The 23,851-nt window shown below is 36.0% G+C and carries 22 protein-coding genes and 1 pseudogene; 19 read left to right on the top strand and 4 right to left on the bottom strand.

Annotated elements, in window-relative coordinates; all coding sequences use genetic code 11:
- Positions 1–230: 230 nt before the first annotated feature.
- Positions 231–1,046: a DUF6502 family protein gene (locus tag SOI81_RS11000; protein WP_320540716.1), complete on the top strand. Its 816-nt coding sequence runs from the start codon at positions 231–233 to the stop codon at positions 1,044–1,046.
- Positions 1,047–1,160: 114 nt separating this feature from the next.
- On the opposite strand, the gene SOI81_RS10995 is transcribed toward SOI81_RS11000, so the two are convergent.
- Together SOI81_RS10995 and SOI81_RS10990 are read right to left on the bottom strand one after the other, a co-directional pair.
- Positions 1,161–1,763 (bottom strand): hypothetical protein, encoded by a 603-nt coding sequence (locus tag SOI81_RS10995; RefSeq protein ID WP_320540715.1) that lies wholly within the window; start codon positions 1,761–1,763, stop codon positions 1,161–1,163.
- A 3-nt stretch (positions 1,764–1,766) separates the two neighbouring features.
- Entirely contained in the window at positions 1,767–2,246 is a 480-nt protein-coding gene (locus tag SOI81_RS10990) for a PAAR domain-containing protein (protein WP_016141512.1), read from the bottom strand.
- 727 nt (positions 2,247–2,973) lie between these two features.
- Here SOI81_RS10990 and SOI81_RS10985 point away from each other — a divergent pair.
- Both SOI81_RS10985 and SOI81_RS10980 read left to right on the top strand, forming a co-directional pair.
- A complete protein-coding gene (locus tag SOI81_RS10985) occupies positions 2,974–3,933 on the top strand; it encodes an omptin family outer membrane protease (protein WP_320540714.1) in 960 nt (319 codons plus the stop codon).
- A 182-nt stretch (positions 3,934–4,115) separates the two neighbouring features.
- Positions 4,116–4,703 carry a biliverdin-producing heme oxygenase gene (locus SOI81_RS10980; RefSeq protein WP_320540713.1) on the top strand — a complete coding sequence of 196 codons (588 nt, stop codon included), beginning with the start codon at positions 4,116–4,118 and terminating at the stop codon, positions 4,701–4,703.
- A 238-nt stretch (positions 4,704–4,941) separates the two neighbouring features.
- Here SOI81_RS10980 and SOI81_RS10975 read toward each other — a convergent pair whose 3' ends face one another.
- A complete protein-coding gene (locus SOI81_RS10975) occupies positions 4,942–5,640 on the bottom strand; it encodes a DUF1826 domain-containing protein (RefSeq protein ID WP_320540712.1) in 699 nt (232 codons plus the stop codon).
- Between the two features lie 368 nt (positions 5,641–6,008).
- On the opposite strand from SOI81_RS10975, the gene SOI81_RS10970 reads away from it, so the two are divergent.
- On the top strand, positions 6,009–7,352 hold the full coding sequence (locus tag SOI81_RS10970) for an EAL domain-containing protein (RefSeq protein ID WP_320540711.1): 1,344 nt from the start codon (positions 6,009–6,011) through the stop codon (positions 7,350–7,352).
- Positions 7,353–7,482: 130 nt separating this feature from the next.
- On the opposite strand, the pseudogene SOI81_RS10965 reads toward SOI81_RS10970, so the two are convergent.
- Positions 7,483–8,240, bottom strand: a pseudogene (locus SOI81_RS10965) (HD domain-containing protein).
- 678 nt (positions 8,241–8,918) lie between these two features.
- Here SOI81_RS10965 and SOI81_RS10960 point away from each other — a divergent pair.
- The 15 genes from SOI81_RS10960 to SOI81_RS10890 all read left to right on the top strand — a co-directional run bounded on the left by SOI81_RS10960 (position 8,919) and on the right by SOI81_RS10890 (position 23,779).
- Positions 8,919–9,473: a TetR/AcrR family transcriptional regulator gene (locus SOI81_RS10960; protein ID WP_320540710.1), complete on the top strand. Its 555-nt coding sequence runs from the start codon at positions 8,919–8,921 to the stop codon at positions 9,471–9,473.
- Between the two features lie 166 nt (positions 9,474–9,639).
- A complete protein-coding gene (locus tag SOI81_RS10955) occupies positions 9,640–10,335 on the top strand; it encodes a hypothetical protein (protein WP_224992584.1) in 696 nt (231 codons plus the stop codon).
- Positions 10,336–10,462: 127 nt separating this feature from the next.
- Positions 10,463–10,780, top strand: coding sequence for a hypothetical protein (locus SOI81_RS10950; RefSeq protein ID WP_016141505.1), 318 nt, complete (start codon positions 10,463–10,465; stop codon positions 10,778–10,780).
- A gap of 174 nt (positions 10,781–10,954) precedes the next feature.
- Complete coding sequence (locus SOI81_RS10945) at positions 10,955–11,149, top strand: hypothetical protein (RefSeq protein WP_320137826.1); 195 nt, start codon at positions 10,955–10,957, stop codon at positions 11,147–11,149.
- A 250-nt stretch (positions 11,150–11,399) separates the two neighbouring features.
- Positions 11,400–11,861 carry a hypothetical protein gene (locus tag SOI81_RS10940; RefSeq protein WP_224992586.1) on the top strand — a complete coding sequence of 154 codons (462 nt, stop codon included), beginning with the start codon at positions 11,400–11,402 and terminating at the stop codon, positions 11,859–11,861.
- Positions 11,862–12,173: 312 nt separating this feature from the next.
- Positions 12,174–12,518 (top strand): hypothetical protein, encoded by a 345-nt coding sequence (locus SOI81_RS10935; protein ID WP_224992587.1) that lies wholly within the window; start codon positions 12,174–12,176, stop codon positions 12,516–12,518.
- A 123-nt stretch (positions 12,519–12,641) separates the two neighbouring features.
- Positions 12,642–13,586: a DUF4424 family protein gene (locus SOI81_RS10930; RefSeq protein WP_320540709.1), complete on the top strand. Its 945-nt coding sequence runs from the start codon at positions 12,642–12,644 to the stop codon at positions 13,584–13,586.
- Between the two features lie 96 nt (positions 13,587–13,682).
- On the top strand, positions 13,683–14,594 hold the full coding sequence (gene mumR, locus SOI81_RS10925) for a LysR family transcriptional regulator MumR (protein ID WP_320540708.1): 912 nt from the start codon (positions 13,683–13,685) through the stop codon (positions 14,592–14,594).
- Between the two features lie 297 nt (positions 14,595–14,891).
- Positions 14,892–16,145 carry an NRAMP family divalent metal transporter gene (gene ycsG / locus SOI81_RS10920; RefSeq protein WP_224992589.1) on the top strand — a complete coding sequence of 418 codons (1,254 nt, stop codon included), beginning with the start codon at positions 14,892–14,894 and terminating at the stop codon, positions 16,143–16,145.
- A 34-nt stretch (positions 16,146–16,179) separates the two neighbouring features.
- Complete coding sequence (locus SOI81_RS10915) at positions 16,180–16,944, top strand: 5-oxoprolinase subunit PxpA (RefSeq protein ID WP_320540707.1); 765 nt, start codon at positions 16,180–16,182, stop codon at positions 16,942–16,944.
- Between the two features lie 2 nt (positions 16,945–16,946).
- Complete coding sequence (locus SOI81_RS10910; RefSeq protein WP_320540706.1) at positions 16,947–17,762, top strand: putative hydro-lyase; 816 nt, start codon at positions 16,947–16,949, stop codon at positions 17,760–17,762.
- A gap of 32 nt (positions 17,763–17,794) precedes the next feature.
- Positions 17,795–19,378 (top strand): urea amidolyase family protein, encoded by a 1,584-nt coding sequence (gene ybgK / locus SOI81_RS10905; protein WP_320540705.1) that lies wholly within the window; start codon positions 17,795–17,797, stop codon positions 19,376–19,378.
- Complete coding sequence (bccA, locus tag SOI81_RS10900) at positions 19,378–21,096, top strand: acetyl/propionyl/methylcrotonyl-CoA carboxylase subunit alpha (protein WP_320541582.1); 1,719 nt, start codon at positions 19,378–19,380, stop codon at positions 21,094–21,096. Before ybgK ends, bccA begins: the two co-directional genes overlap by 1 nt.
- A gap of 304 nt (positions 21,097–21,400) precedes the next feature.
- Positions 21,401–22,621: a chloride channel protein gene (locus SOI81_RS10895; protein ID WP_320540704.1), complete on the top strand. Its 1,221-nt coding sequence runs from the start codon at positions 21,401–21,403 to the stop codon at positions 22,619–22,621.
- Between the two features lie 240 nt (positions 22,622–22,861).
- Positions 22,862–23,779, top strand: coding sequence for a hypothetical protein (locus tag SOI81_RS10890; RefSeq protein ID WP_320540703.1), 918 nt, complete (start codon positions 22,862–22,864; stop codon positions 23,777–23,779).
- The last annotated feature ends 72 nt before the right edge of the window (positions 23,780–23,851 follow it).

Genomic DNA, 23,851 nt, shown 5'->3' with positions numbered 1-23,851 from the left:
TAAAATCAAAAAAGTTGGTAAACTTAATTTGCATTAAAACAAATGGTTATGGGTTTTTTGTACTATAAATTATAACGATTGGTAAAAAATATAAGAATGGTTTTATAATATATAGTGTTTAAAGTAATAAAGTTAATTTATATATCTTAACTATGCTTTTGCTTTCTTATGTTAAATTTGGATGGATAAATTATCTTGAAAGATTCATTAGGGATTAAGAGGATCTAAACTTGTCACTGCCAACTTTATCTCATGAGTCAGAAGCCACTTTAGAGAGTGCTTTAGAAATCATGCGTGTACTTATGCCTCTATTGGTTAGATCGGGAATTGGATACAGTGAGTTTTCAGCTGCTTTAAGACCATTATTTTATAATGAAGCTATTTATGAGTTAGAAAGAATTAATCAGAAAAAAACAGACTCATCAATTAGTTTGCTGGCGGGTTTAAGTAGAAGAGAGGTAAGTGAGCTTCGACAAGTAAACAATGGGCGTCATGAGCTAATAGAAGTTGATAATGTAAGTTTACCAATTAGTGTACCTGCCCGAGTAATAGGTTTATGGATAAGTTTAGATTTACCCCATAAAATTTTAATATATGGCGAAGAAAATAGTTTTGAGTGGCTAGTTAAAAATATTTCTACTGAAAAACATCCGAAATCTATACTGTTAGAGTTAAAGCGTATAGGGCTAATTGAAATAAATGATAAAACTGTGACTTTGCTAAAGGATTGTTTTTCTCCTTCGGCTAAATTGAGCGAGGCGAAACAAATCTTTATAGATAATGTGTGTTCACATCTATCAGCAGGAATTCATAATCTAGTAGAAAATGATGATAAATATCTTGAACAGGCAATATTTGCAGATGAGATAACTCTCGACTCTATTAATAGATTAAAACATCTAAGTTTAGAGTTGTGGGAAGATATGTCAAAAAAAATATTAAAAGAAGCAATAGAGTGTTGTAAAGAAGATGAAGGAAAGGAACAAGCAAAATTTAACTTTCGTTTAGGGGTTTATGATTACATTGGGATTATGCCTAATAAATAGAAAATTAATGTGATGAGTATGAAAAATTTTATAATAAAATTTGAGATTAAGAATTTTTATTGAAGTGTGTATGTCAAACAAATTGGATTGACATACACTTGTAAATTTAAGAGATTATAAGTTAAAAACTTCTTTAAACATTTTTTCGTTAATATATAAAGGACCCGCATTGTTTTTTAGCGCTAGTAAATCCTTATAGGCTTTATTTCTATCTAATTTCATATGATTGTATTTTAAGTCATTTAAGTTTCTTGGTAAAAAATTAATATAACTTAATTGGGCGAAATCTTTTAAATTGATGAGGTTGTCGATAGAAAAAGTAGATAAAAATCTTACTCTAAAAGCTGTATGTTCAAATTCCCTAATAATTTCATCAACCTCTTTTTGTGAGTGTTTAAGAACATAGTCATGAAATTTATTATACATTTTGTGGTGAAAATCTGGATCTTTAAAGAGCGTATCAGGTATTTTATATGTATCCCATTCCATACCAAAACGTATTGCCATTAATAATTCAATCGTATTTTCGATAGAAGCCCATTGTTGGGTATTCATTAAAAAATTATAAGGACGAGCTGTATAATATTTTTGAAGATTTATATGAGTTGCACATAATAGTTCAGTAGTTTTATAAATCTTTTGTTCTCTAGGGGAGATATCCCATATAGGTAAATTCCAAGCGATATTGGATTGCATATTATCTAATTTATTATTCATATATTAATCCCAGCTTTCCATTGGTTTAGATAAGTCATAAGTAGTAAGAATGATATGTTTAACTTCTTTTCCTGACTCTAATAGGCATGTATTGCCATACTCATCTGTTAAACCTTCAAAAGCATTTCCCCCACAAATTTCTAATTTATAATATTGATTAGATAAAGGATTTTCCGAAATTTCATTGATGAGTCGAAACTTAATACCGTAATTTTCAATATCATCTTCAATTGTTGAGCTTGATTGAGGCAATAATTTACAACCGCAGGATAGTAAATCATTTATTCTGGCTACAGGTTTGCCCATTATTTTATGATTAGGATCGCCCGTAATAATTTTTGAAACAGTGTTATGTTTAGGGCAGATAGCTTTGTCTCCTACACAAGCAATAGCCACTCCCTTACTTAAAGGCAGATTATTTCCTGAAATTACTTGTCCACCACCAGAGGTAGGATTTCCTACAAAAATATATTTCATTGTCATAAAGTGCATAAACCTATATTTTTCTCTATGTAGGATAGCAATCACTCCAAAGCCCTATTTGTGAAGTTTTTTTATAATTATTTAAAAATATATTATTTTTCTTTTTTGGTTAAGCTTTTGATTTTAAATAATTTTATTGTATTTTTTATTTTAAAATCTTTATTCATTTATTTATTTAATATGTCAATAGGCTAAGTGTTTTGTTTTAGTTTGGTATTTAATAATTTTACGTCGTATAAACTTGTAATAATTATTTGAATAATAGGAGTTTGATAAAAATATAAATCTAATAATTTTTAAATTATCTATTTAAGTCTTTTAAGTGATTGGTTTTATTATTAATATGGAAAGAAAAAGTAGAAGAATAATATGTATAAATCTGAGTAAGAGGGCCGGTTTAATCAAAATTAAAAGTTAAAGCAGGCTATTGAGCTAAACAATTTACTCACTTCGAGCCTATAAAAAAGTGTTTTTTCTTATTCTTTTTCTCCTCTTAGTATTGTATAGATAATGTAAGCAGTGTAATAAAATGCTAATTTTTGTAACTCCACTTTTTTCAATACTTTATATGAAATATCCAAAAAAAAAGCCAGTTAATTTAACCATTATCATTATTATTTATTTAAGTCATAGGGATTAATTGATTTTTTTTATTATATTTTTTGTGATAGGTTTCACAAAAACCAGCTTTGGTATCTCCTTTTTTTTTGTTTTTGGGAATTTGAAATTGAAAAAGTATTCTTTATTTTTTGCCGTTTTAGCTTCTTGCGCTGTTCACGCAAATGCAGATAGTCAATGGAATCAGTTTACTCCTTCTAATGTATCTGCATCTTTGTCATCAGGTATTTTAAATGGCGGAAAAGCACACGAATTAGTATTAGCTGATAATGAAAAACTTTCCCAGTTGAACTGGGAAATGAAAAATGCACCCATTGTAAAAGCAGATTTATCTTGGCAATTTTTGCCATGGTTATCATTTAACGCAAATGGTTGGACAACAGTTTCAAGTAACAAAACCACAATGGATGACTATGATTGGCAAGATGAGGAAGACGCGAATTTAGTCACAGATTGGTCTCATCACCCTAATGCAAAACTTAACCATGCAAATGAATTTGACCTTAACTTTCAAGGGTTGATTTTTAATAAACCTTCTTTAAAGGTAAGTGGTTTAGTGGGATACCAAGAGAGCCGCTTTAGCTGGAATGCGAGTGGTGGAACTTTTAAATATTCTGATAGTGATGAAGAGGGTGAATATATCCCTGGCAGCGCGCAAACTCTTGAAGGTGAGTTTGAACCAGGTGTCTCAATTATTGGATATCAACAGAAATTCAGCGTTCCATACTTTGGTTTAGCAGGACAATATATTTACAAGAACTTTGAATTAAATGGTTCGGTTAAATATAGTCCATGGGCTAAAGCCAAAGATTTTGATAATCATTATCTACGTTCATTTGTTTCTACAAATAATGCAAAACGTTCTGATTATTATGGGGCAACAGTTAATGTTGGATATAATGTAATTCCGGGAACTAAGTTATTTACCGAATTTAACTGGAATGAATATAAGCTTGCAAAAGGTCCAACATGGCAAGATGTAGACGGCGAGCAGGGATATAGTGGTGCTACAGGTGGTATCTCAAACAAACACTATACTTTAAGTGTGGGTGTAAAACATACTTTCTAATTTAGTTGAATCTTAAAATTATTTTTAATTTAAATAATTGAACTTAATTTTTTGATTTTAGATATACCTCATAAAATTATAGGGTATATCTAATTAACTTATTATTTATTATGTCTTTTTTTGATTTTTTAATTAAGACATATTGTTTTTATTTAAATGAAATTTTGTTTTCGGGCGGCGACATGAATACTTTTGTAAGACCTACTTTACACTGTAAAATAAAAAGACAAACTGCATGCGAGCATGAAAGATTAAGAAATTTAATGATCAGTTTGGATCTTTTTAATAATGTAGGTCGGTATAAAAATTTCACATTAGCTCAATATTATTTTCATGTTTATGTTACAGAGATTTTTAATGTACATAGTGTTGCTCATTTAATTTCTGGTATTAAATGTGCTGAAAGGTTGAATGCCATAAAAAAAGATATGGACGACCTTGGTATTGTGGCAGAAAATGATGTGTTAAAAGATCTGAAAACTTTAAATATATATGAAGCTTTAGGCTGGCTATATGTTTCTGAAGGGTCTACTTTAGGCGCAGCGATTTTGTTGAAAAGTGCTAAAGAGAGCTATTATCTATCAGAGCATTTTGGTGCAAGAAACTTGGCAGAGCATCCTGAAGGTAGACTTAAATATTGGGAAAATTTTATAAATCAATTAAACCAACTTAACTTAAGTTTGGATCAACAACATTTGGTAGTAGACGGCGCATTTGCTGCGTTTAATAAATTTGGGACTATGTTGGAAAATTTAGATGAATTAATCTAAATAATAAGAAATCAAAACTTTAAACTAAAACTTTAGCGCAGGGCTAGATTATTATATGTAATATAGCCCTAATTTTTTTATATAAGTTTAAAATTATTCTAATTTAAATTGATGACATTTAATTTATTTGATGTTTTAAATTTGCTGTAGAAATCATTAATAAGCTCTCAGTTATTAAGTGGTATAACATCTAAATTTTTAAGGGAGAGGTTTCTTGTATTATGTAGAGAGAATATATTTAGCAGATCAACAGCAATCGGTACTCGCCATCTTTTTCGACAGGCGCTCGATGAACACAAGGTAGAACCTTTTGAGTAGGATGATCTACTGCCAAACGCCAAATATGTCCCGTACCTAAATTTATAGGCTGTGCATTTGGTTTAGGCTGATAATGTAAATCAAAGAAATATTCTGCCAAAAAAGCTTCAAACTCAGCATCTGTGCCATCATGTAATTCTTTGAGCTTTTCTCTAATTTCTGGAATTAAAACTTTTTGTTGAACCTGATCATTGGGCACAATATCACTCGCAGCGCCGTGATAGGTGCATAAGAATGTATCGGTTTCAATTGGGGAGCGATCAACATGAAATGAATATACATCTGTTGAAATAAAATCTAGCTCTTCATCGCGCTCATAGTGTTTAAGCAAATTAAGTACAGGTGAGGCACCCATATCAGTTAAAAGCTGCATGTCTTTTAAAATAATGTCTCGAGCCAAATCACCTTGTTCTGAAAGCTCAAGTGCTAGCAAGTCTTCAGTAGAAACTTCTGTAATATTTTCTTTTAACTCAATTTTATTCACAATTTCCTTAAAGTCGCCCACCAAATTTCTATGCCAGCAAATCGCATTTGTCTCACCTTGGAACTTTGTATTTACAAGTTCAGAGAAGCTAGAAACTTGTTTAATTTGTTTGCTGTCAGAAAAAGCATTCTTCATTGGAGAAATAAAATATTAGAGCAGGTCTAATATTATAGCCTGAGCTGAGTTGAAAATATTCCACTTTAGATAGGTCAGGGTCTCTTTGAAGCGAGTAAAACTGTGAGTATTTAAGACTTGTGCCTGTTAGGCCGAAGCATGTATCGTTAGAGACTGATACTTTAAAATTATAGGAACCTGAAAAGCGGATATCTTTTCATTAAACCTCTTAAATAAATGGATTTTATTGTGAAGAGTAGGCGGTTTTTTAAACTCAAAAATATTAGATAAATAATAACTTTATAGAAAACTAAGTTTTATTGGTGGATTTTGAAATAGAGCATGACTGACAAAGAGAGTGCTTTTTTATATTTTAGGTTGATTTATGTATGTTAGCTTCGTCTTACTTTAAAAAACGTCAGAAAAATTATCGCGCCGTAAAGGACCAGCAGCTTACAATTGCAGCCAAAGCAAATATCTTTATTTGCATCATTTTTTGTTTGTTTTGGACCATATATTTTGCATTCGCACAAATGTGGTTAATTGTTTATATGGATATCTTTTTTACACTGATCTCCATATTTAGCCTTTGTCTTATTTATATAAATCGTATTTCAGCGGGCATTCTTTTATCTCAAGTTGTTTTACTCGTTTTTCCAGTCATTTTTTGCTTATTTTTTGATGTGGCGACCAATGACCGTCCGCAAGTGGCCCAATTGTTTTTACCTGCTGGAGCGATATTGGGGTATTTAAATTACCGTAGAAATCCAAGCTATTTACAATTTATTTTAATTTTATTGTCGATTGGGTGTTTTATATTTTTTAGTGGAACCTCTTTTAATCTTGAGAGTGCTATACCACTATCTGAAGATATTCGTGACCATGGGGGATGGATTGCAACGTGTGTAGCGACACTCATGATTTGTATTTCAATCTATACCATGCAATTAGAAATACAAACCGAAAACTCCATGGTGCAAGACCTACGTTTAGCACTTGCGAAAGAACAATTTGAGCTTTTCTATCAACCCCAAATAGATTCATCCGAAAGGCTGATTGGTGCGGAAGCTCTGCTCAGATGGCGTCATCCTGTTTTGGGTTATGTTCCAACACCAGACTTTATTCCAGCAGCTGAAAATTATGGATTAATGCCAGAGATTGGGGAGTGGGTATTAACTCAGGGCTGCAAAGTTTTACAAGATTGGAGTAAACAAGCCGAGACCAAAGATCTTACGCTTTCAATTAATATTAGTGCTGATCATTTTATGCAGCCTACCTTTGAGCAAACGTTGATTGATTTGATTCTGCAATACGGCATAAATCCATCTCGGCTCATTTTAGAAATTACTGAAAACATTGCTTTAAATAATTGCGCAAGCATGATTGAAAAAATGCATTTCCTCTCAAAAAATGGAATCCAACTTTCTCTTGATGATTTTGGTACAGGTTATTCATCTTTAAGTTATTTACAAAAAATGCCGATTAAGCAAATCAAAATTGATCGTAGCTTTGTGCAGGCAGCTTTGGAGGATAAGCGCAGTAATAAATTAGTCACAGGCATTATTAAAATTGGTCTAGATCTGAACCTCAGAGTGTTGGTAGAAGGTATTGAAACGACTGAACAATTTAATACTTTTAAAGATAATGGATGTACTGAGTTTCAAGGTTACTTATGGGGCTGCCCGAAGTCTTTAAATGATTTTATGCAACAATTGCCACATTTTAAAAAGTAAATAAAAGGGTAATTCGGCAACCCTAATATTATGGCAGAACTCCAAATATAAGGGATCTGTCTTTGTCACAATGAATACAACTTAGGGCGTTTCAATACTTGGTGTAAACACCTTATAAATATTAATATTTCTACTCTTTAAATAAGTTTGAATTAATCATAAGGGGTAAACCAAGACTACTTAATAAACTCGTTCGAGAATTTGATACATTCTTAGTTTCTAAATTAATAAGCTCGATAAATTCTTTATTAAATTGTTTTCTAGGATATTTTTCTAAAATTTCCTTTCGAAAAGATAGGGGGAGTTTATATAGACCGTCACTAATCACATCACAGGATGCACCTTGCTGTAAAAGAGTAATTTCTGCTGGGTCAGAATGATCTATATAGCCATTCATATGTAAGCAGATAGCATCTTTAATAACTTCACTTTTTTCTCATCGAAGCTATGTTCTTTAGCCTTTTGCTCAAATTGTTTAGCACTCTCATAGGTAAAACAGTTACAACCTTTACTATGAGTATGTTGCTCAGTTAAGCCAATATCATGAAAAAGTGAGGCTATTAAAAGTGACTCATCATCAAATTGCCGTCTTTGTATATTGCCTAAAGCAGCCCCCCAGAAATAAGTGCGCCATGAATGATTGTAGATAGATATATTTGCTTTAGCCTCTAGTTCATCAAGCGCGACTTTAACCATTTGAGTATCAGGTATTACGATCTGATCGATATCAAAATCATCGGAAGTTTTGAACCGAAAGTAATTTATTTTTATAGAGGCCATAACACTGGGCAGCATAATTTTTTGAATTAACTTAATTTTGTCTTTGAAGCTGAGCTGACCATTGGTAGCTTGCATCCAGTGATACGAACCAATTCTTTTAGTTTTCATTATTAGATCTCATTTTAGAGTAATTACTCTAAAATATTGCCATAGATGATTTTTTGCAAGTTTTCTCTTTTAAGACATCGATAGAGCTTTGATTGATAGGCATTTTATAAATCCCAATTTAACAATAAATTTTAATTATTTATCCTTACTTTTTAATGATCTATTTTAAAACAAATGTCATTTTGCATACTTGACTGAAAGACATGTGAATATTATTCTTCGCCTGCTGGCCACATTGCCAGTCGGTTTTAGCAGACCGCATCAAACGTGCATTAAAAGTTTCATACTTTTAGTGTTGAGCCCTCGTGCCCCCTCTGCGGCGGAACGGGAGGGGGACACCTTCGGGTGTGCTGGCCACGTTTGACCAGTCTGCTAACCCCCTTTCGTTCTGCCACCATAATTTTAATGTCTGGCAGAACTCCAATTAAAAAGGAGTTGGCTTTGCACATCCATTATTTCTTGGCAGCCTTTGCTAAAAGCTATAACGACACAACTTAAACTTTTAAAGCAGTTTGATCGCCGTAAGGTTTTCAGGCTTTAAATCATTTCGTCTAAAAACTTAACTAACAATAAAACTTGAGATGTGCCACGCACAGTCTTTACGGGCTTTGCTATGCCTTTTTTCTCCCCAAAAAGTATCTCATTTAGAAACAACAAGAATTTATAACGGTAAAAACTATGCCACATTCAGATCTTTCATTCCGTGCTTTAAGCGTGCTTCACACCTCAAGATTTCTTTTTAATAAATATGGTTTTCACAATGTCGGAATAGACCGAATTATCGAGTCATCAAAAACACCCAAAGCGACTTTTTATAATTATTTTCACTCAAAAGAGCGCCTTATTGAAATGAGCCTAAGTTTTCAAAAGGAAGGGCTTAAACATGAGGTCATTTCGATTATTTACGCGCATAAAGATTTAACACTGGTTGAAAAACTTCGCAAAATTTACTTTTTACATGCCGATTTAGATGGGCTTTATCATTTGCCGTTTAAAGCCATTTTTGAAATTGCAAAATCACATCCAAAGGCATATCAGCTTGTAGTTGATTATAGAAACTGGTTTATCAATGAAATCTACAACTTGCTTCTAACAGTAAAAAGTACTGCCACAAAGCAAGATGCCCACATGTTCTTGTTTGTGATTGACGGGGCGATGGTTCAACTTTTAGACCCAAACAAACCAGATGAAAGAGAGCGGTTACTTGAGTATTTCTTGATGGGGTTTGGGTAGGGAGCGATTAGAAAGAGGAAAAATTTTTATAAATTGGATTAATTTTTGATTTAATCTAAAACATGCAGTTATTAATTCAAATGAATGAATTGTTATGAATATTAAAAAAGGGTTTTAATGAACTTTATAGAATTAAACCCATTATTCCAAATTGTAAGATATAAATATGACCACTAAAGAAAGCTTTATATCTAAGCTTGCACGGAAAAGTAAAGAAAACAGAGGAAATATAGCCTTATGTTCTATACTTTTTATTATTCCTTTATTTGTATTTCCTGCTTATCCAAAAAATGAATGGCAGTACGAGCTATATCAATACATCACACAAATTATGCATGTGACTGTTGGTACGAAAGGGCCATTACCGTTTTTTACGATTCTTTATAGCATTTACATAACCATAGTCATGTTCTTTTTAGGCTGTGCAGTATGCTATTTTTTTATTAAAGAACACGGGATTAACAAAGCTTATCAAGAAGAAATTTATAAATTCTTTTTTAAAGCCGAGTTTGAATCTTCAAAAAAATACCCTTGGTTAGAAAAGCCTCTAATTAAAAAGACTTTAGTCTCAAGTACATTTGCTATATGTTTGATTATCGGAATTTTTCATTTTATTGATGATGATATTTCTCAGCACAGACCTAGACGTAAAGGTGGACTTATAGCATTTAGTTATAATTACAGAGTGGGGGTGATGTTCTGGGAAATAGCAGTCAGCTTATTTAGTATTTTCCCGATTTTTTATTTTGGGCTTTTATTTTTATATATCATTAATTATTTTTTCCGCGGGTTAGGTACAGGTAAGGTGGCTATTCCTTTAGAAGTGCCAAGCAAAAAACAAAAGCGAAGTAGAAAGGACTGATTTTTTCTATCAATAAATGTGACAGATTCTAACTTCTTATATCATGTAAATACGACTATCCTAATTGAACTTGAACACAACATCTTAAAGTGTTCCTTTTTAAGTTCGATTTTTAGGTATTTAAAAAATGAATAAAATGCACGTAATTTTAGCGGTAATTATTGGTTTGGTTGTGGGTGGAGTAATAGGTGCTCTCGGTTACTCTAAAACTGCCGCACGTTATGACGCGATGACCACAGCATGTGTAATGGTAAACCAAGCAGTTGAACATGGCCTCTTGCAACCAGAGCAAGTGAAAGAGTTCGGTGAGCTCACAGGCCAAAGCCTTAAAAAAGATTATGAGTCAGTTGCTTCTAAATTTAAATTCTCTGAAAAGCAATTAGGTAACGCATCTGAAGGATCTCATTGTAGCCAGTTTATTGTTGGTGTGAATGCCGCAAAATAACCGAGAGGAAGCCCACAGAGCGTGGGCTTTTTTTATAATATTTAGTTAGGGTAGCTACAATATTAACTGAACATATTATCTACAGACTGCTATAATAATGATCACCACAAAATTTAAACTAAGCTTGCCCCAAAGGCAGGCTTTTTATATGTGCAAACAGATCTGCTAGGAAATATGAAACGTTATCTTAAACAAACTCCCACAACCACTTCTCATTGGACGACAGAGCAAGACTGCTTCTTGATAGAAAATAATTCTCTCTCAATTTACGAACTTACAGTGCATCTCCCTTTTTCCGAAGATGAAATAAGAGTACGTAGAGCTGTTCTTGGTTTAGTCCGACGTGATAAGCAGATGAAAACATATTAATTTTACCAAATGGTAAAAATCAATATGAAAGAAAATATTTCAAAGTATCTCTATTCAAGCGTTTATTTTGTGGAGGAGTTATCAAAACCATAATTTTTTTCGGTGTTTTTTTGGTGCACTTTACATAAAGCTCTAACTACTTACAAACCAAGCTAATAAGGTTACCTTTACTTACATATCTTTAAGCATAATCAAAGTCATAAAACATTCATAGATCAGCACTTTATAACAATAGTACGGAGAGAGGTTAATGCCAAAGTATCTAGCTGTAGCCGAAAAGGTTTATAAAAATATAAAAAAAGATAGCTTATTCACTGATGACATTACTCAGAACCTTAACTGTTTAATTAGTCAGATTCGAAAAGCTATTAAAGGAACAGAGTTTAAGCTCAAATTCAACTATATAGACTTTGAAGAAAACTTAACCAAGCCGTTAAGCGAGTGCAAGGTTCAAATTGATCTGAGTGTTATGCCAAAGTTCGCAAATGAAGGGGAATATCTTCTATGGTTAGCTGGTTTTATTGAGCGAATCACAGAAGGTGGAAAACCTAAATTACCGCCGATTTCACACTTTTTACCACCAGGTTTTAAGATGTCGAAAGATGCGTCATTTCCTGTGACTGTTACTGCTCCAAAAGAAGAGCATGCAGACATGATTATCAATTATTTTAAATCTGAGGATTTTATTAAAACTAATAAAACTCCTTCGTAAAAGAATATAGAAGCGAATGTCCACCTTGCTTCTATATACCTGCTGGTTTTAACTCAGCGACCGCCTTCTGGGGCGGTTTTTTTTGCCTGTAAATAGTTATCACACGATTTATTACTTTCCCTAAAGCTATTTATAAGAAAATGTTAAATGTATACAAATATGCTTGGATTAACTAATTATTTTTAAATTTCAAAACTTTAGTTATATTCTTTGGTAAAGAAAAATATACATTTTTCACATAAGCAATGTGCCAAGTAACGCAATGAAACATTTAGCTGTTCATAATCTTTAAAAAAAGAGAGCATGAACGAAATGAATGAAAACGCAGAGCTTATAAAATATATAGACGTTGCTGAGAACGTCTATGAACGTGTCTATGAGAATAATCAATTTTCAAATAATTTGATTGTTAATCTCAACCGCATTATGGCGGAAATCAAAAAACAGGCCGAAGAAAAAGATCTGAAGTTAAAATATAATTCTATCGACTTTGAATATTGTCTGAGTTTGCCTGTAGCCGATAGAGATATAAAAATTGATCTTAGTCTAATTCCTCATTTTGAATATCGTGACGAATGCATTTTATGGCTAACCAACTTTATTGGGAAAATTAGTGTGCCTAAAAAGATGACGAGGCAGAAATTAAGTTTTCACTAAAAAATTAGAGTTTATAGAGATATATGAGTCATCACTAAAAGATTAACAACATCTACGCTTAAACAGTTATGCTTTATTGCAGATCGACATTTCATAATTAGAAAATGATATAGAGCACTTAAAATGAAAAAGTTTGCAATAACCTTTGCTGTTTTGGTTCAGTTATCAACCTATGGTTTAGCCAATGATTCTACGGGTTACGTAGGTACAGGTGGGATTCAATATCTCAAAAATTCGCAGATTGCCATGCACAGCGAAGATCTATTTATCAGTAAAAAACTGGTTAAGGTCGACTACGCCTATAAAAATTTAAGCAATAAGGACGTAACAGAAACGATCTTATTTCCGCTACCGCGTATTAATAATTTTTTTGAGTCTGATTTTGCCCATACCGAACATCTTTTGAAAAGTTTTAAGATTGTGGTGGATGGTAAAAATATAAAACCAGAGATGCATGTGCGAACGTTTATTCAAAAAGATGAAAAATCACCTCTGATTGATACCACAGAAGAGTTTAAGCAATGTGGGTTTAGTGAAAAAGATATGTTAAACCCGTGGCTACGTAATACCTATGATTATGAATATTATGTAGATAAGCTAAAACAATGTAATAAGCCACAGATACAGAAAGTTTTAGCCAATTTTAAAAAAGATGATGTAATTCCTTGGTCATCTCAAGTGATCTATAGTTGGAAACAAACCTTTAAAGCCAATAGTTTGACTAAAATTTACCATGAATATAAACCGTTGGTTGGTGGTTCTGTTGCGCTCTATCCAGATGAATATAACCAGCAATTTTGTATGGATAAACAATTTAAGCAAGGCTTAAAAAAAGCCAGTGCAGAAAATTCGCCGTTTAGTGCTTTGGGCTATATTTTGACGACGGGTGCAAATTGGGCAAAGCCGATTGAAAACTTTAAGCTCACCATTGAGCGAGATAAAGATGAACTAGTGTCATTTTGTTGGGATGGACCAGTCAAAAAGATTAGCCCAACTCAATTTCAAATGATCAAAACCAAGTTTGTGCCTAAAAAAGATTTGGATATTATTTTTGTGAGAGTGAAATAGGCCAAACTCAAATAAAAATGCATAAATGGGTAGCCTAATCATGCTAACAACTCCCATACTATAAAAGTAGGGAAGTTTTTTAAGACAGGATGACACGTGAATTTAAAGAATCTGGAAGCATTTTATTGGGTTGTGACTTTAAATAGCTTCAATAAGGCTGCGACTAAATTACAAACCACCCAGCCTGCGGTCTCTCAAAAAATCACATCTCTTGAAAATGAATTGGGCTTTAAAGTTTTAGATCGAAACTATCGACAGTTTAAGCCGACTCATAAAGGCTTAACTTTATTTAAGTACGCCGAAAAATTTATGCGCCTAGAAACAGATCTGGTCGCAGAACTGACAGAAAACCAGCACCTGACGGGCACCATTCGTTTGGGAGTTTCCGAAACTATTGTTTATACATGGTTGGTTGAATATATCGAAAAGGTTCAACAAGAGTTCCCAAAAATTTCAGTAGAGATTGTGGTAGACCTTACGCCTAACTTACAAGAAGGCGTTCGGACAGGCGACTTAGACATGGCATTCTTGCTTGGACCAACTTTAGCTTTTGAATGTATTGAACAGACTTTGTGTGACTTTGAACTAAGTTTCTTGGCTTCACCGTCATTTAAAGGCGGAATTGCTCAAATGTCTTTTAAAACGCTCATGTCACATACCATTTTAACTTATCCAAAAATTACCTATCCCTATAAAGAATTAAAAGCCCGAATGAAAGAACAGGGAATTGATGAACCACTTTCGATTACCAGTTATTCATTGGCGACTCTATTGCGTTTAGCCGAGCAGGGCTTAGGTATTGCTGTGGTGCCGACCTTAACGGCGTTAAAAGAAATTACCGATGGGCGACTAGAAATATTAAATACGCCTATTCAATTAAAAACCTTCCATTTCACCTCGATTTACATTCAAGGAAACGATGTGGCTTTAAAAGAGAAATTGACCGAAGTTGCAGTTAAGGTATCTGAATGTGCTATGAAAAGACTCAATGAGCAAATAAAAAAATAAGCTGTTTTGTATGTAAAACAATAAAGGCAGCTTATTAACTTCAATAAGTAGAGCTTATCTTGATTTTTTACTAAAGACTAAACTATTTAAAATCAATCATTTAAATTTTTAACTTAATGTAAAAAGCCTTATTGTCCGTAAGGATGAGCTATGTTTTTATTTTAGCTACAAGATTTGATCACCGATTGTGTTGATTGGGGAACAGGGAATCTTTGTCATTTTAAAGGATTAAAGAATATCGTTTAGGACAAAAATGGTGTTCTTGATTCAACTTGAAAATAGCGTTGTTAAGCTCAAATGGATGAGGAACGCATTAATATGTCTTTACTGAAATCTTCTTTTTTATCAGATCGCCAATGGGCCATTGTAGCCTCTATCTTTATGATGGCGACCTCTGCAATGGGGCCCGGATTTTTAACCCAAACTGCTGTGTTTACAGTCAAGCTAGGTGCGGCATTCGGCTTTGCCATTTTAGTTTCCATTCTGATTGATTATGTGGTTCAACAAAATATTTGGCGAGTGGTCACACTGACCCAAATGCGTGCATCAGATATTGCCAATAAAGCATTACCGGGTAGTGGATATTTACTGGCATTTTTAGTGATCTTGGGTGGTTTTTTCTTTAGTGTCGGTAACATTGCAGGTGCAGCTTTAGGCTTAAATGCACTTTTTGGCCTAGACACAAAGTGGGGCGGTATTTTAAGTGGTGCGTTAGCTATTTTGATTTTTGCATCAAGAAAAGCAACGCTTGCCATGGATAAAAGCATGATTGTGTTGGGATTACTTAAAATCCTACTGATTATTATTGTTGCCGTTATTGTAATGCCTCCTGTTGGGCAAGCTGTACATCAAACCTTCGCTCCAGATCAAATCGACTTTGCCATTATTACTACCATTGTTGGCGGTACAGTGGGTGGCTATATCTGCTACGCGGGTGCACACCGTTTACTCGATAAAGGCGCGGTTGGCCCTGAAAATATTGATGAAGTTGCTAGAGCTGCGACCAAGGGTATTGTTGTGGTCGGCATCATGCGTTATGTGCTGTTCTTGGCTTTTTTAGGTGTGGTGGTGAGCGGTGCAACGATTGATTTAGCCAGCCATGATGCCAATCCGGCAGCTCAAGCATTCCAATATGCAGCAGGTACATTCGGTTTTAAATTATTTGGTTTAATTTTCTGGGCAGCAGGGATTAGTAGCACCATTGGCGCAGCATATACTTCAGTGTCATTCTTTACCGCGTTTAAAAAGAACCTAACCCCAAAGCAAACCAATTATACGACCATTACCTTTATTGCATTGGCTTTATTGCTGTATGTGGTATTGGGCGCGACTCCAGCAGGTCTACTCATTTTTGTAGGTGGTTTTAACGGTTTGGTGTTGCCAATTGGCCTTACAATTTTTGTGTATGTTGCTGCATGCCGTAAAGATTTAATGGGTAATTATAACTATCCAAAATGGTTGCTTATTTTGGGTGGATTAACATGTCTGTTGACGTGGTGGATGGGCTATATGTCGTTTACGACAGTGTTTAACTATTTGACCAAGCTTTAAGCCAGACTGCGTGAAGTGATAAAGGAATAATGCCATGTTTGTAGATTTAAATAGTGATTTGGGTGAAAGCTTTGGCTCATGGAAAATGGGTAATGATGATCAGATCTTACCTGTCGTGACCAGTGCCAATATTGCTTGTGGCTTCCATGCTGGCGACCCGCTCGGCATTTTAAAAACGGTTCGTAAAGCTGTTGAGCTGGGTGTGACTATTGGCGCTCACGTGTCTTATCCAGACCTTGTAGGCTTTGGCCGCCGTAATATGGATTTGTCGCGTGACGAACTCATTGCCGATGTGCTTTATCAAATTTCTGCACTCGATGGCTTGGCTAAAGTAGCAGGCTCAAAAGTGCAATACGTTAAACCGCATGGCGCACTTTATAACACCATTGCACATGATCAAGTTCAGGCAGCAGCAGTAATTGATGCCATTAAAATGTATAACCCTGAGCTGGTTTTAGTGGCTTTGGCTGGGTCAAACTTAGTCGAGCAGGCACGTGCGGCTGGTTTAAAAGTTGTGTCTGAAGCATTTGCAGACCGTGCTTATAACAGCGATGGTTCACTGGTATCTCGCCGTCTAGAAGGTGCGGTTTTACACGACTCGGCATTTGTTGCGAGCCGTGTGGTGTCTATGCTTAAAAATGGTGGGGTTGAGTCAATTGACGGCGTATTTACCCCAATTCAGGCCGACACCATTTGCTTACATGGCGACACCGACGGTGCGCTAGAGATGTCAGTAGCCATTAAAGCTGAGCTTGTAAAAAATAATATTGAAATTCGCCCATTTGTAAACAAAGCATAAGGATGAGCACAATGTATAAGGATATTAAAGTCGACCCAGCTCAACTTGAAGCCGCGTTAGATGCGCGTTTAAAAATCCGTGCTGGTTTTGATAAACCAACAGCAGGCATGGCGGCGGGTATGACACAGGTCAACATGATTTCGGTGCCAAAAGAGTGGGCATACGACTTTTTACTATACGCACATCGTAATCCGCAAAGCTGCCCAGTACTTGATGTGCTCGAAGAAGGCATCTACGCAACTAAGCTGGCCGCAGACTCAGACATTCGAACTGACTTTCCACGTTATCGCATTTGGAAAGATGGTGAAATGGTCGATGAAGTGACTGATGCAAGCGAGATTTATAATGCTCATCCTGATTTGGTGACTTTCTTGATTGGCTGTAGTTTTTCGTTTGAAACCGCTTTGCAAGAAGCGGGTATTGAAGTTCGCCATATTCATGATGACACCAATGTGCCGATGTATCTAAGCAATATCAAGTGTGAACCAGCAGGGCGTATTTCAGGAAACATGGTCGTTTCTATGCGACCCATTCCATCGCATCAAATTAGTGAAGCGGTAAAAATTACTTCACGTATGCCAAGCGTGCATGGTGCGCCTGTGCATATTGGTCACCCTGAAAGCTTAGGAATTTCGGATGTAAATAAGCCAGACTTTGGTGATGCTTCCCGCATTGAAGCGGGCGAAATCCCTGTGTTTTGGGCATGTGGGGTAACACCGCAAGCGGCTGTAATGAACTCGAAAATTCCTTTTGCGATTAGCCATGCACCGGGTCATATGTTTATTACCGACATTCCTGACCGCGCTTGGATTGGCTAACTGGACTAAAGAAGAATTAAAAGGATAAGCAAATGCGTTTTTTATCGGTAAACGCCGATTGTTTTCTAATTGAGCTTGCGAGCTTAGAGGAAACTTTGGCGTTGTACAATAAATTGCAAAATACGCAATTGAATGGAATTAAAGACTTAGTCCCCGCTGCAAAAACAATTTTGGTTTTTTTTAACGAGATTGAAACCAACTTTAAAACGCTGGTTGCTTCAATTCAAAGCCTCAAAATTGATTCTGGATTTGAGCGTAGCAGCCAAGAAGTGATTGTGCCGATTCGTTACGATGGCGAAGACCTTGCTCAGGTTGCCGAGTTACAAGGGTTGTCTGTTGCCGATGTGATTAGAAAACATCACCAAAGCGTGTGGAATGTGGCTTTTATTGGTTTTGCGCCGGGCTTTGCTTATATGAGCAGTCCCGATAAGCCTTTTACCGATATTCCACGCTTAACGGTTCCACGTAAAAAAATACCGTCAGGCTCTTTGGGCTTGGCTGGAAAATACTCTGGTATTTATCCAAAAGACAGTCCGGGTGGCTGGCAGCTAATTGGTACAACAACAGAGAAAATGTGGGATTTAGAGCGGAAAAATCCAGCATTGCTGTTACCGGGCATGACCGTACATTTTGAAGATGTCACACATCGTCCAACAACTGTAAATGTACCACAGCAAATCACGCGTACAGTTGAGCCGAAACAATCTGTGCCGTTATTTACGATCACTGCACCAAGTTTACAAATGCTTATTCAAGATGAAGGGCGCTTAAACCAGACCAATATTGGGGTTGGAGTGGCTGGTGCAACGGATTTATCTGCCATGCATAGTGCTAACCGTATTGTGGGTAATCTAACCGATACACCCGTCATTGAAGTTTTAAATGGTGGCTTAAAAGCCAAAATGCAGCATGCAGGTGTTATTGCGGTGACTGGGGCCATCTCAAACATTCGTGTGAAATTTGCCGACGGGCAAACCGCAGACTTTGCAAGCTATCAACCGATTGATTTGGATGTAGGCGATGAATTTCAAATTCAACCACCAACCGCAGGTTTAAGAAACTATTTGGCAGTTCGTGGTGGTATAGACGTTGAACCTGTACTCAATAGTGCTTCGTTTGACAGCTTGGCAGTGCTAGGCCCAGAGCCTTTAAAGCTTGGAGATACTATTTATCAAGGGCAGGTCAAAGCAGCCAACATTAGCGTAAATGAAGTGGGCAAAAGCGACTTGCCAAAAGCTGGCGAAGTCGTTGAGCTAGATATTGTGATGGGGCCGCGCACAGACTGGTTTGAACAAGACAGTATTGAACTACTGTGTCAGCAAGAGTGGCTCGTGACCAATGAAAGCAACCGCGTCGGGCTAAGACTTTCAGGTGCACAGCCTTTGACTCGCAAAATAACCCATGAACTAGAAAGTGAAGGCACATGCATTGGTGCTTTGCAGATTCCACCGAGTGGCCAGCCCGTTTTATTTATGAATGATCACCCTTTAACGGGCGGATATCCAGTCATTGCCTCAGTTGCTAAACACCATTGGGACTTGGTGGCACAGATTCCGGCGGGTTGCCGCATCAAATTTAAAAAAATTGCCGAATTTACAGATTTTGAGAATGAATGATGAATACAGAAAAATTATTGATTGCTAACCGTGGTGAAATTGCCGTTCGTATTATTCATGCTTGCCGTGACATGGGCATTTTATCGGTCGCGTTATATGCAGATGATGACATCGGCAGCATGCATGTCGAACTTGCAGATGAAGCATGGGGCTTGGCTGGTGCGACTGCCAGTGAAACCTATTTAAATATTCCAGCCATTATCGAAGTTGCAAAAAAATCGAAAGCGACCATGGTTCATCCGGGTTATGGTTTTTTATCTGAACGGGCTGAGTTTGCCCAAGCTGTGATTGATGCAGGCTTAAAATGGGTCGGGCCATCACCAAGTGCCATTGAAAAACTAGGTGATAAAATCGAAGCACGTAAAATTGCAGCTTCGGTTGGTGCACCGTTGGTTCAGGGTACGCAAGATCCACTCAACAATGCAGATGAAGCTTTAGCGTTTGCTAAACAGTTTGGTTTACCGATTGCCATTAAAGCCGCATTTGGTGGTGGTGGCCGCGGCTTAAAAGTCGCGTGGAAACTCGAAGAAGTCAAAGAGCTTTATGAGTCGGCAGTACGAGAGGCAAAAGCTGCTTTTGGCCGTGGTGAATGTTTTGTCGAGCAATATCTTGATAAACCGCGCCATGTAGAAGCGCAAGTCATTGCTGACCAGCACGGCAATATTGTGGTGCTTGGCACACGTGATTGCTCATTGCAACGCCGTAACCAAAAGTTAGTCGAAGAAGCACCAGCGCCATTTATTAGCGATGAGATTTATCAGCAAATTTTAACCTCGGCAAAAAACATTTGTCAGGCCGCAAACTATGTGGGAGCGGGTACAGTTGAATACTTACTGAGTCGTGATGGCAAGCTTTCATTTTTAGAAGTAAATACCCGTTTGCAAGTCGAGCACCCAGTGACCGAAGAAACCTCAAAAGTCGATTTGGTGGTTGAGCAAATTCGCGTAGCACAGGGCCGTGAGCTTTCTATTAAAGAAACCCCAAAAGCACAAGGTCATGCCATCGAGTTTCGTATTAATGCCGAAGACCCAGCACGTGGTTTTATTCCGGCCTTTGGTGTGTTGAGTTTATTTGAAGCGCCGTTTGGTCATGGTGTACGGGTTGATACAGGTGTTCGGACTGGCTCTTTAGTGTCTAGCCACTTTGACTCACTCATGGCAAAACTGATTGTGACTGGTCCAACCCGCGAAGTTGCAATTGCTCGCGCCAAACGTGCATTAAAGCAATTTAAAATTGAAGGCGTAGCTTCTGTTTTAGATTTCCACCGTGCAGTACTTAATGAACCTGACTTTACCGATGAATTTAATGTCCATACACGCTGGATCGAAAACGACTTTAAACAAGAGTTAAAGCCAACTAAACGAGGCATTCCAAACCATCAACAACCGATGTTGCTGAGCTATATTGAAATTGATGGCAAGTTACACCGTTTAGGTTTACCTGCGGGCATGTTTGCACAAGGCCCAGCAACCGCAGTTCAAGCGCAGACTGCCGAGCCAGAAGTACGTGCCGAACATTTACTTGCTCCAATTAATGGTGTGATTAGCACTTGGAAAGTCGAAAATGGTGAACAAGTGACAGAAGGGCAAGTGGTTGCCATTATGGAAGCTATGAAAATGGAAGTGCAGGTACTGGCGCATCGCAGTGGTGTTATTCAGCTTAGTACGGAGAAAGGCGCGACCTGTCATGCGGAAACCGTGATTGCGAGTATTAATTAAGACTTCATTAAATGATTTGACCCGATTAGGCATTAGTTTGATTGGGTCAAAGCCAATGCTTATTTATTCACTTAGTGAGTTGTTTTTCACAGTACTCGTTAACTATTTTCAACTTGAAAAATAGCGCCAATTATGAGATATTTGTCACAGTTTAGTGATACCAAAAATTAATCACTGTATTGAAAGCTCGCATATGCGGGCTTTAATTTTTAGCCCAGTTTAAGCATTTCTCACTTAATGAGCTGGCAGCATAAAAATAATTTGAGAATTTGGCATCCACTCAAAGGCGAATTGAAGAAAGCGAATGAAAATTCTACCTTCATCTGAATATGATCAAATTCTAAAATACAGTGTCTATTGGCTCGTCATCTCAATTGTGATTGGAGTCGTAGCAGGGCTAGCCTCGACCTTAATTTTTGTTGCCTTTGATATTTCAAACAAAGTCAGAAGCCTACATCACTGGCTTATCTACTTTTTGCCTTTTGTGGGTTTTGGTATTGGTTACCTCATTAAAAAATATGGATCGCCGATTGAACGGGGAACTCATTTACTGATTGATGAAATTCACCAGCCTAAGTCGTTTATTCCAAAACGAATGAGTCCTATCATTTTTATCACCTCAATTTTAACGCAGTTGTTTGGTGGTTCAGCAGGACGTGAGGCGCCAGCAGTTCAGCTTTCGGGTGCTTTAATTGACCATCTGAGCCATATATTAAAAATCTCGGAAGATAACCGAAAAATTTGTTTAATCGCCAGTATTGGTGCTGGTTTTGCAGGGGTGTTTGGCTTGCCTTTGGCGGGCGCGATCTATGGTTTAGAAATTACAGCTTTAGGTAATTTAAGATATTCAGCTATTTTTCCATGTTTTGTGTCGGCGCTGATTGCTTCGACCATTCCTGAACTATTCGATATTGTTCATCCACATATCTTTTATGTGATTAGTGAGTTTCCAGCGATTCATTTTGGCACGCTCATGAGCCTGATTGCGGCAGGGTTGATCTTTGGTTTAGCTGCACGTTTCTTTATTGCCGCCATTCATTTTGCGAGTGACGTCTTTTATAAATATATTCGCTATTTGCCATTAAGAACCATGGTCGGCGGTATTGTGATTATGCTACTTACTTTGTTCACCGCGCATCAGCAATACAACGGTTTGGGTACAGATAAAATCATTTCATCTTTTTATGTACCGATTGAGTTTTATGACTTTTTTAACAAGACCGTTTTTACCGCCATCACTTTAGGTTCAGGTTTTAAAGGTGGTGAAATTACGCCACTCTTTTATGTAGGGGCGACATTAGGGAATGCTTTAGGGGCAGCTTTAAACTTACCAATTTCATTGCTTGCAGGCTTAGGGTTAGTCAGTTTGTTTTCAGGGGCGAGTAAAGCACCATTAACATCTATTATTTTAGCGATTGAGCTATTTGGAATGAATGTTGCCACTTATGCGATTATTACTTGTTTGTTGGCAGCGCTATTTTCTGGGAATTGTGGGTTGTATCGCCGTAAAAAGTTGATGGATTAGTGGGTAATTTATTGGAAGGATTATTTGATTCTTGCTTAGTTAGCTCTAGTTAAAATTAATTTTAAGATTACAGCTGAAAATAATATCAAAAAAGATTGAAGTACTTTTAATGTTAAGTAGAAAAAAATAAGGTTAAGTGTATGTGGTTATAGATAAGATAGATTATTTAAATAGCCTTAATATTAACAAATAACAGCTTAATATATTACACTGGGATAGATTCTTGGGTGGAGCTTATTTGTGCAGGCATTATTACTAATATTCGGATATTTTTTTGTTTGGTGTATTTATATTCTAGCTTTGTTATTGCCTTACTATGTTGCTTATTCAATCATAGAACCTCATAGTTTTATGGGGACAGTAGGTGTTTTTGTTTTAGGCTCAGTTATTGCTCCTTTAATTGTTATGGCAGCTATAACAGTTCTAGGAACAATTGGTCTAAGTTTTGATGCGCTAAAGAATAAATTTTCAAAATCGAATTCCTATGAGAAAAATTTAAATACTGTTTATACAGAACCTAAAAAAAGAAATAGTAAATCAATTATTTATTTTTTAATTTTAATTATTTTTATATGTGTAGGAATTATAATTTATTTATTGAATTCTCCCAAAAGCTATGTTGAGCAACCAGCCTACAGTGAAGCTGATAGCGGATATCAAGATGAGAATAAATTTAATAACCCTATAAATAATATTGATTATCAAGCTGAGAGTAGTGCTTCTTATACGAAGGATATTGATATTTCATCTGAAGAAGAGAAACCAAAGGTATTAGAGGAGGAGACATATGAAAGTAATTCGACAAACCTCAGCTCACCTAATTTAACAACTTTAGGTCCTTCACACTTAAAATTAGATATCCGTTTCATTGATGAAAAAGGAGTCTCTTTTAATATGGATTTTAAAAATGCTAATAGACCAGAATTAAATACTTCTGGAACTTGTACCTATACTAAAAATTCCTTAGAAGGACAAACTAGATACTCTAAACTTATAGATAAGGATTTGTCAGTATATGCTTTATATGAGTGTGATAATGGAAGAACAATAGAGGTTTCTAAGTTTAATGAATTAGATCAAGATCACTTAATAATGACTTTAAGTTTAACGAATAATTCCAATAGAGTTTTTTATAGTGGTGAAATGGTTGAACCATAAAAAATTTAATTTTATATATTCAAAAGCCTTATAAAATATTTTTCTAAAATTAGTAAGATTAGGGTAAGTTAA

Source organism: Acinetobacter pittii (genome assembly GCF_034067285.1).
Taxonomy (GTDB): domain Bacteria; phylum Pseudomonadota; class Gammaproteobacteria; order Pseudomonadales; family Moraxellaceae; genus Acinetobacter; species Acinetobacter pittii_E.
Note: the sequence above shows the minus strand (reverse complement) of the source record. Positions and strands in the feature narration are given on the sequence as shown.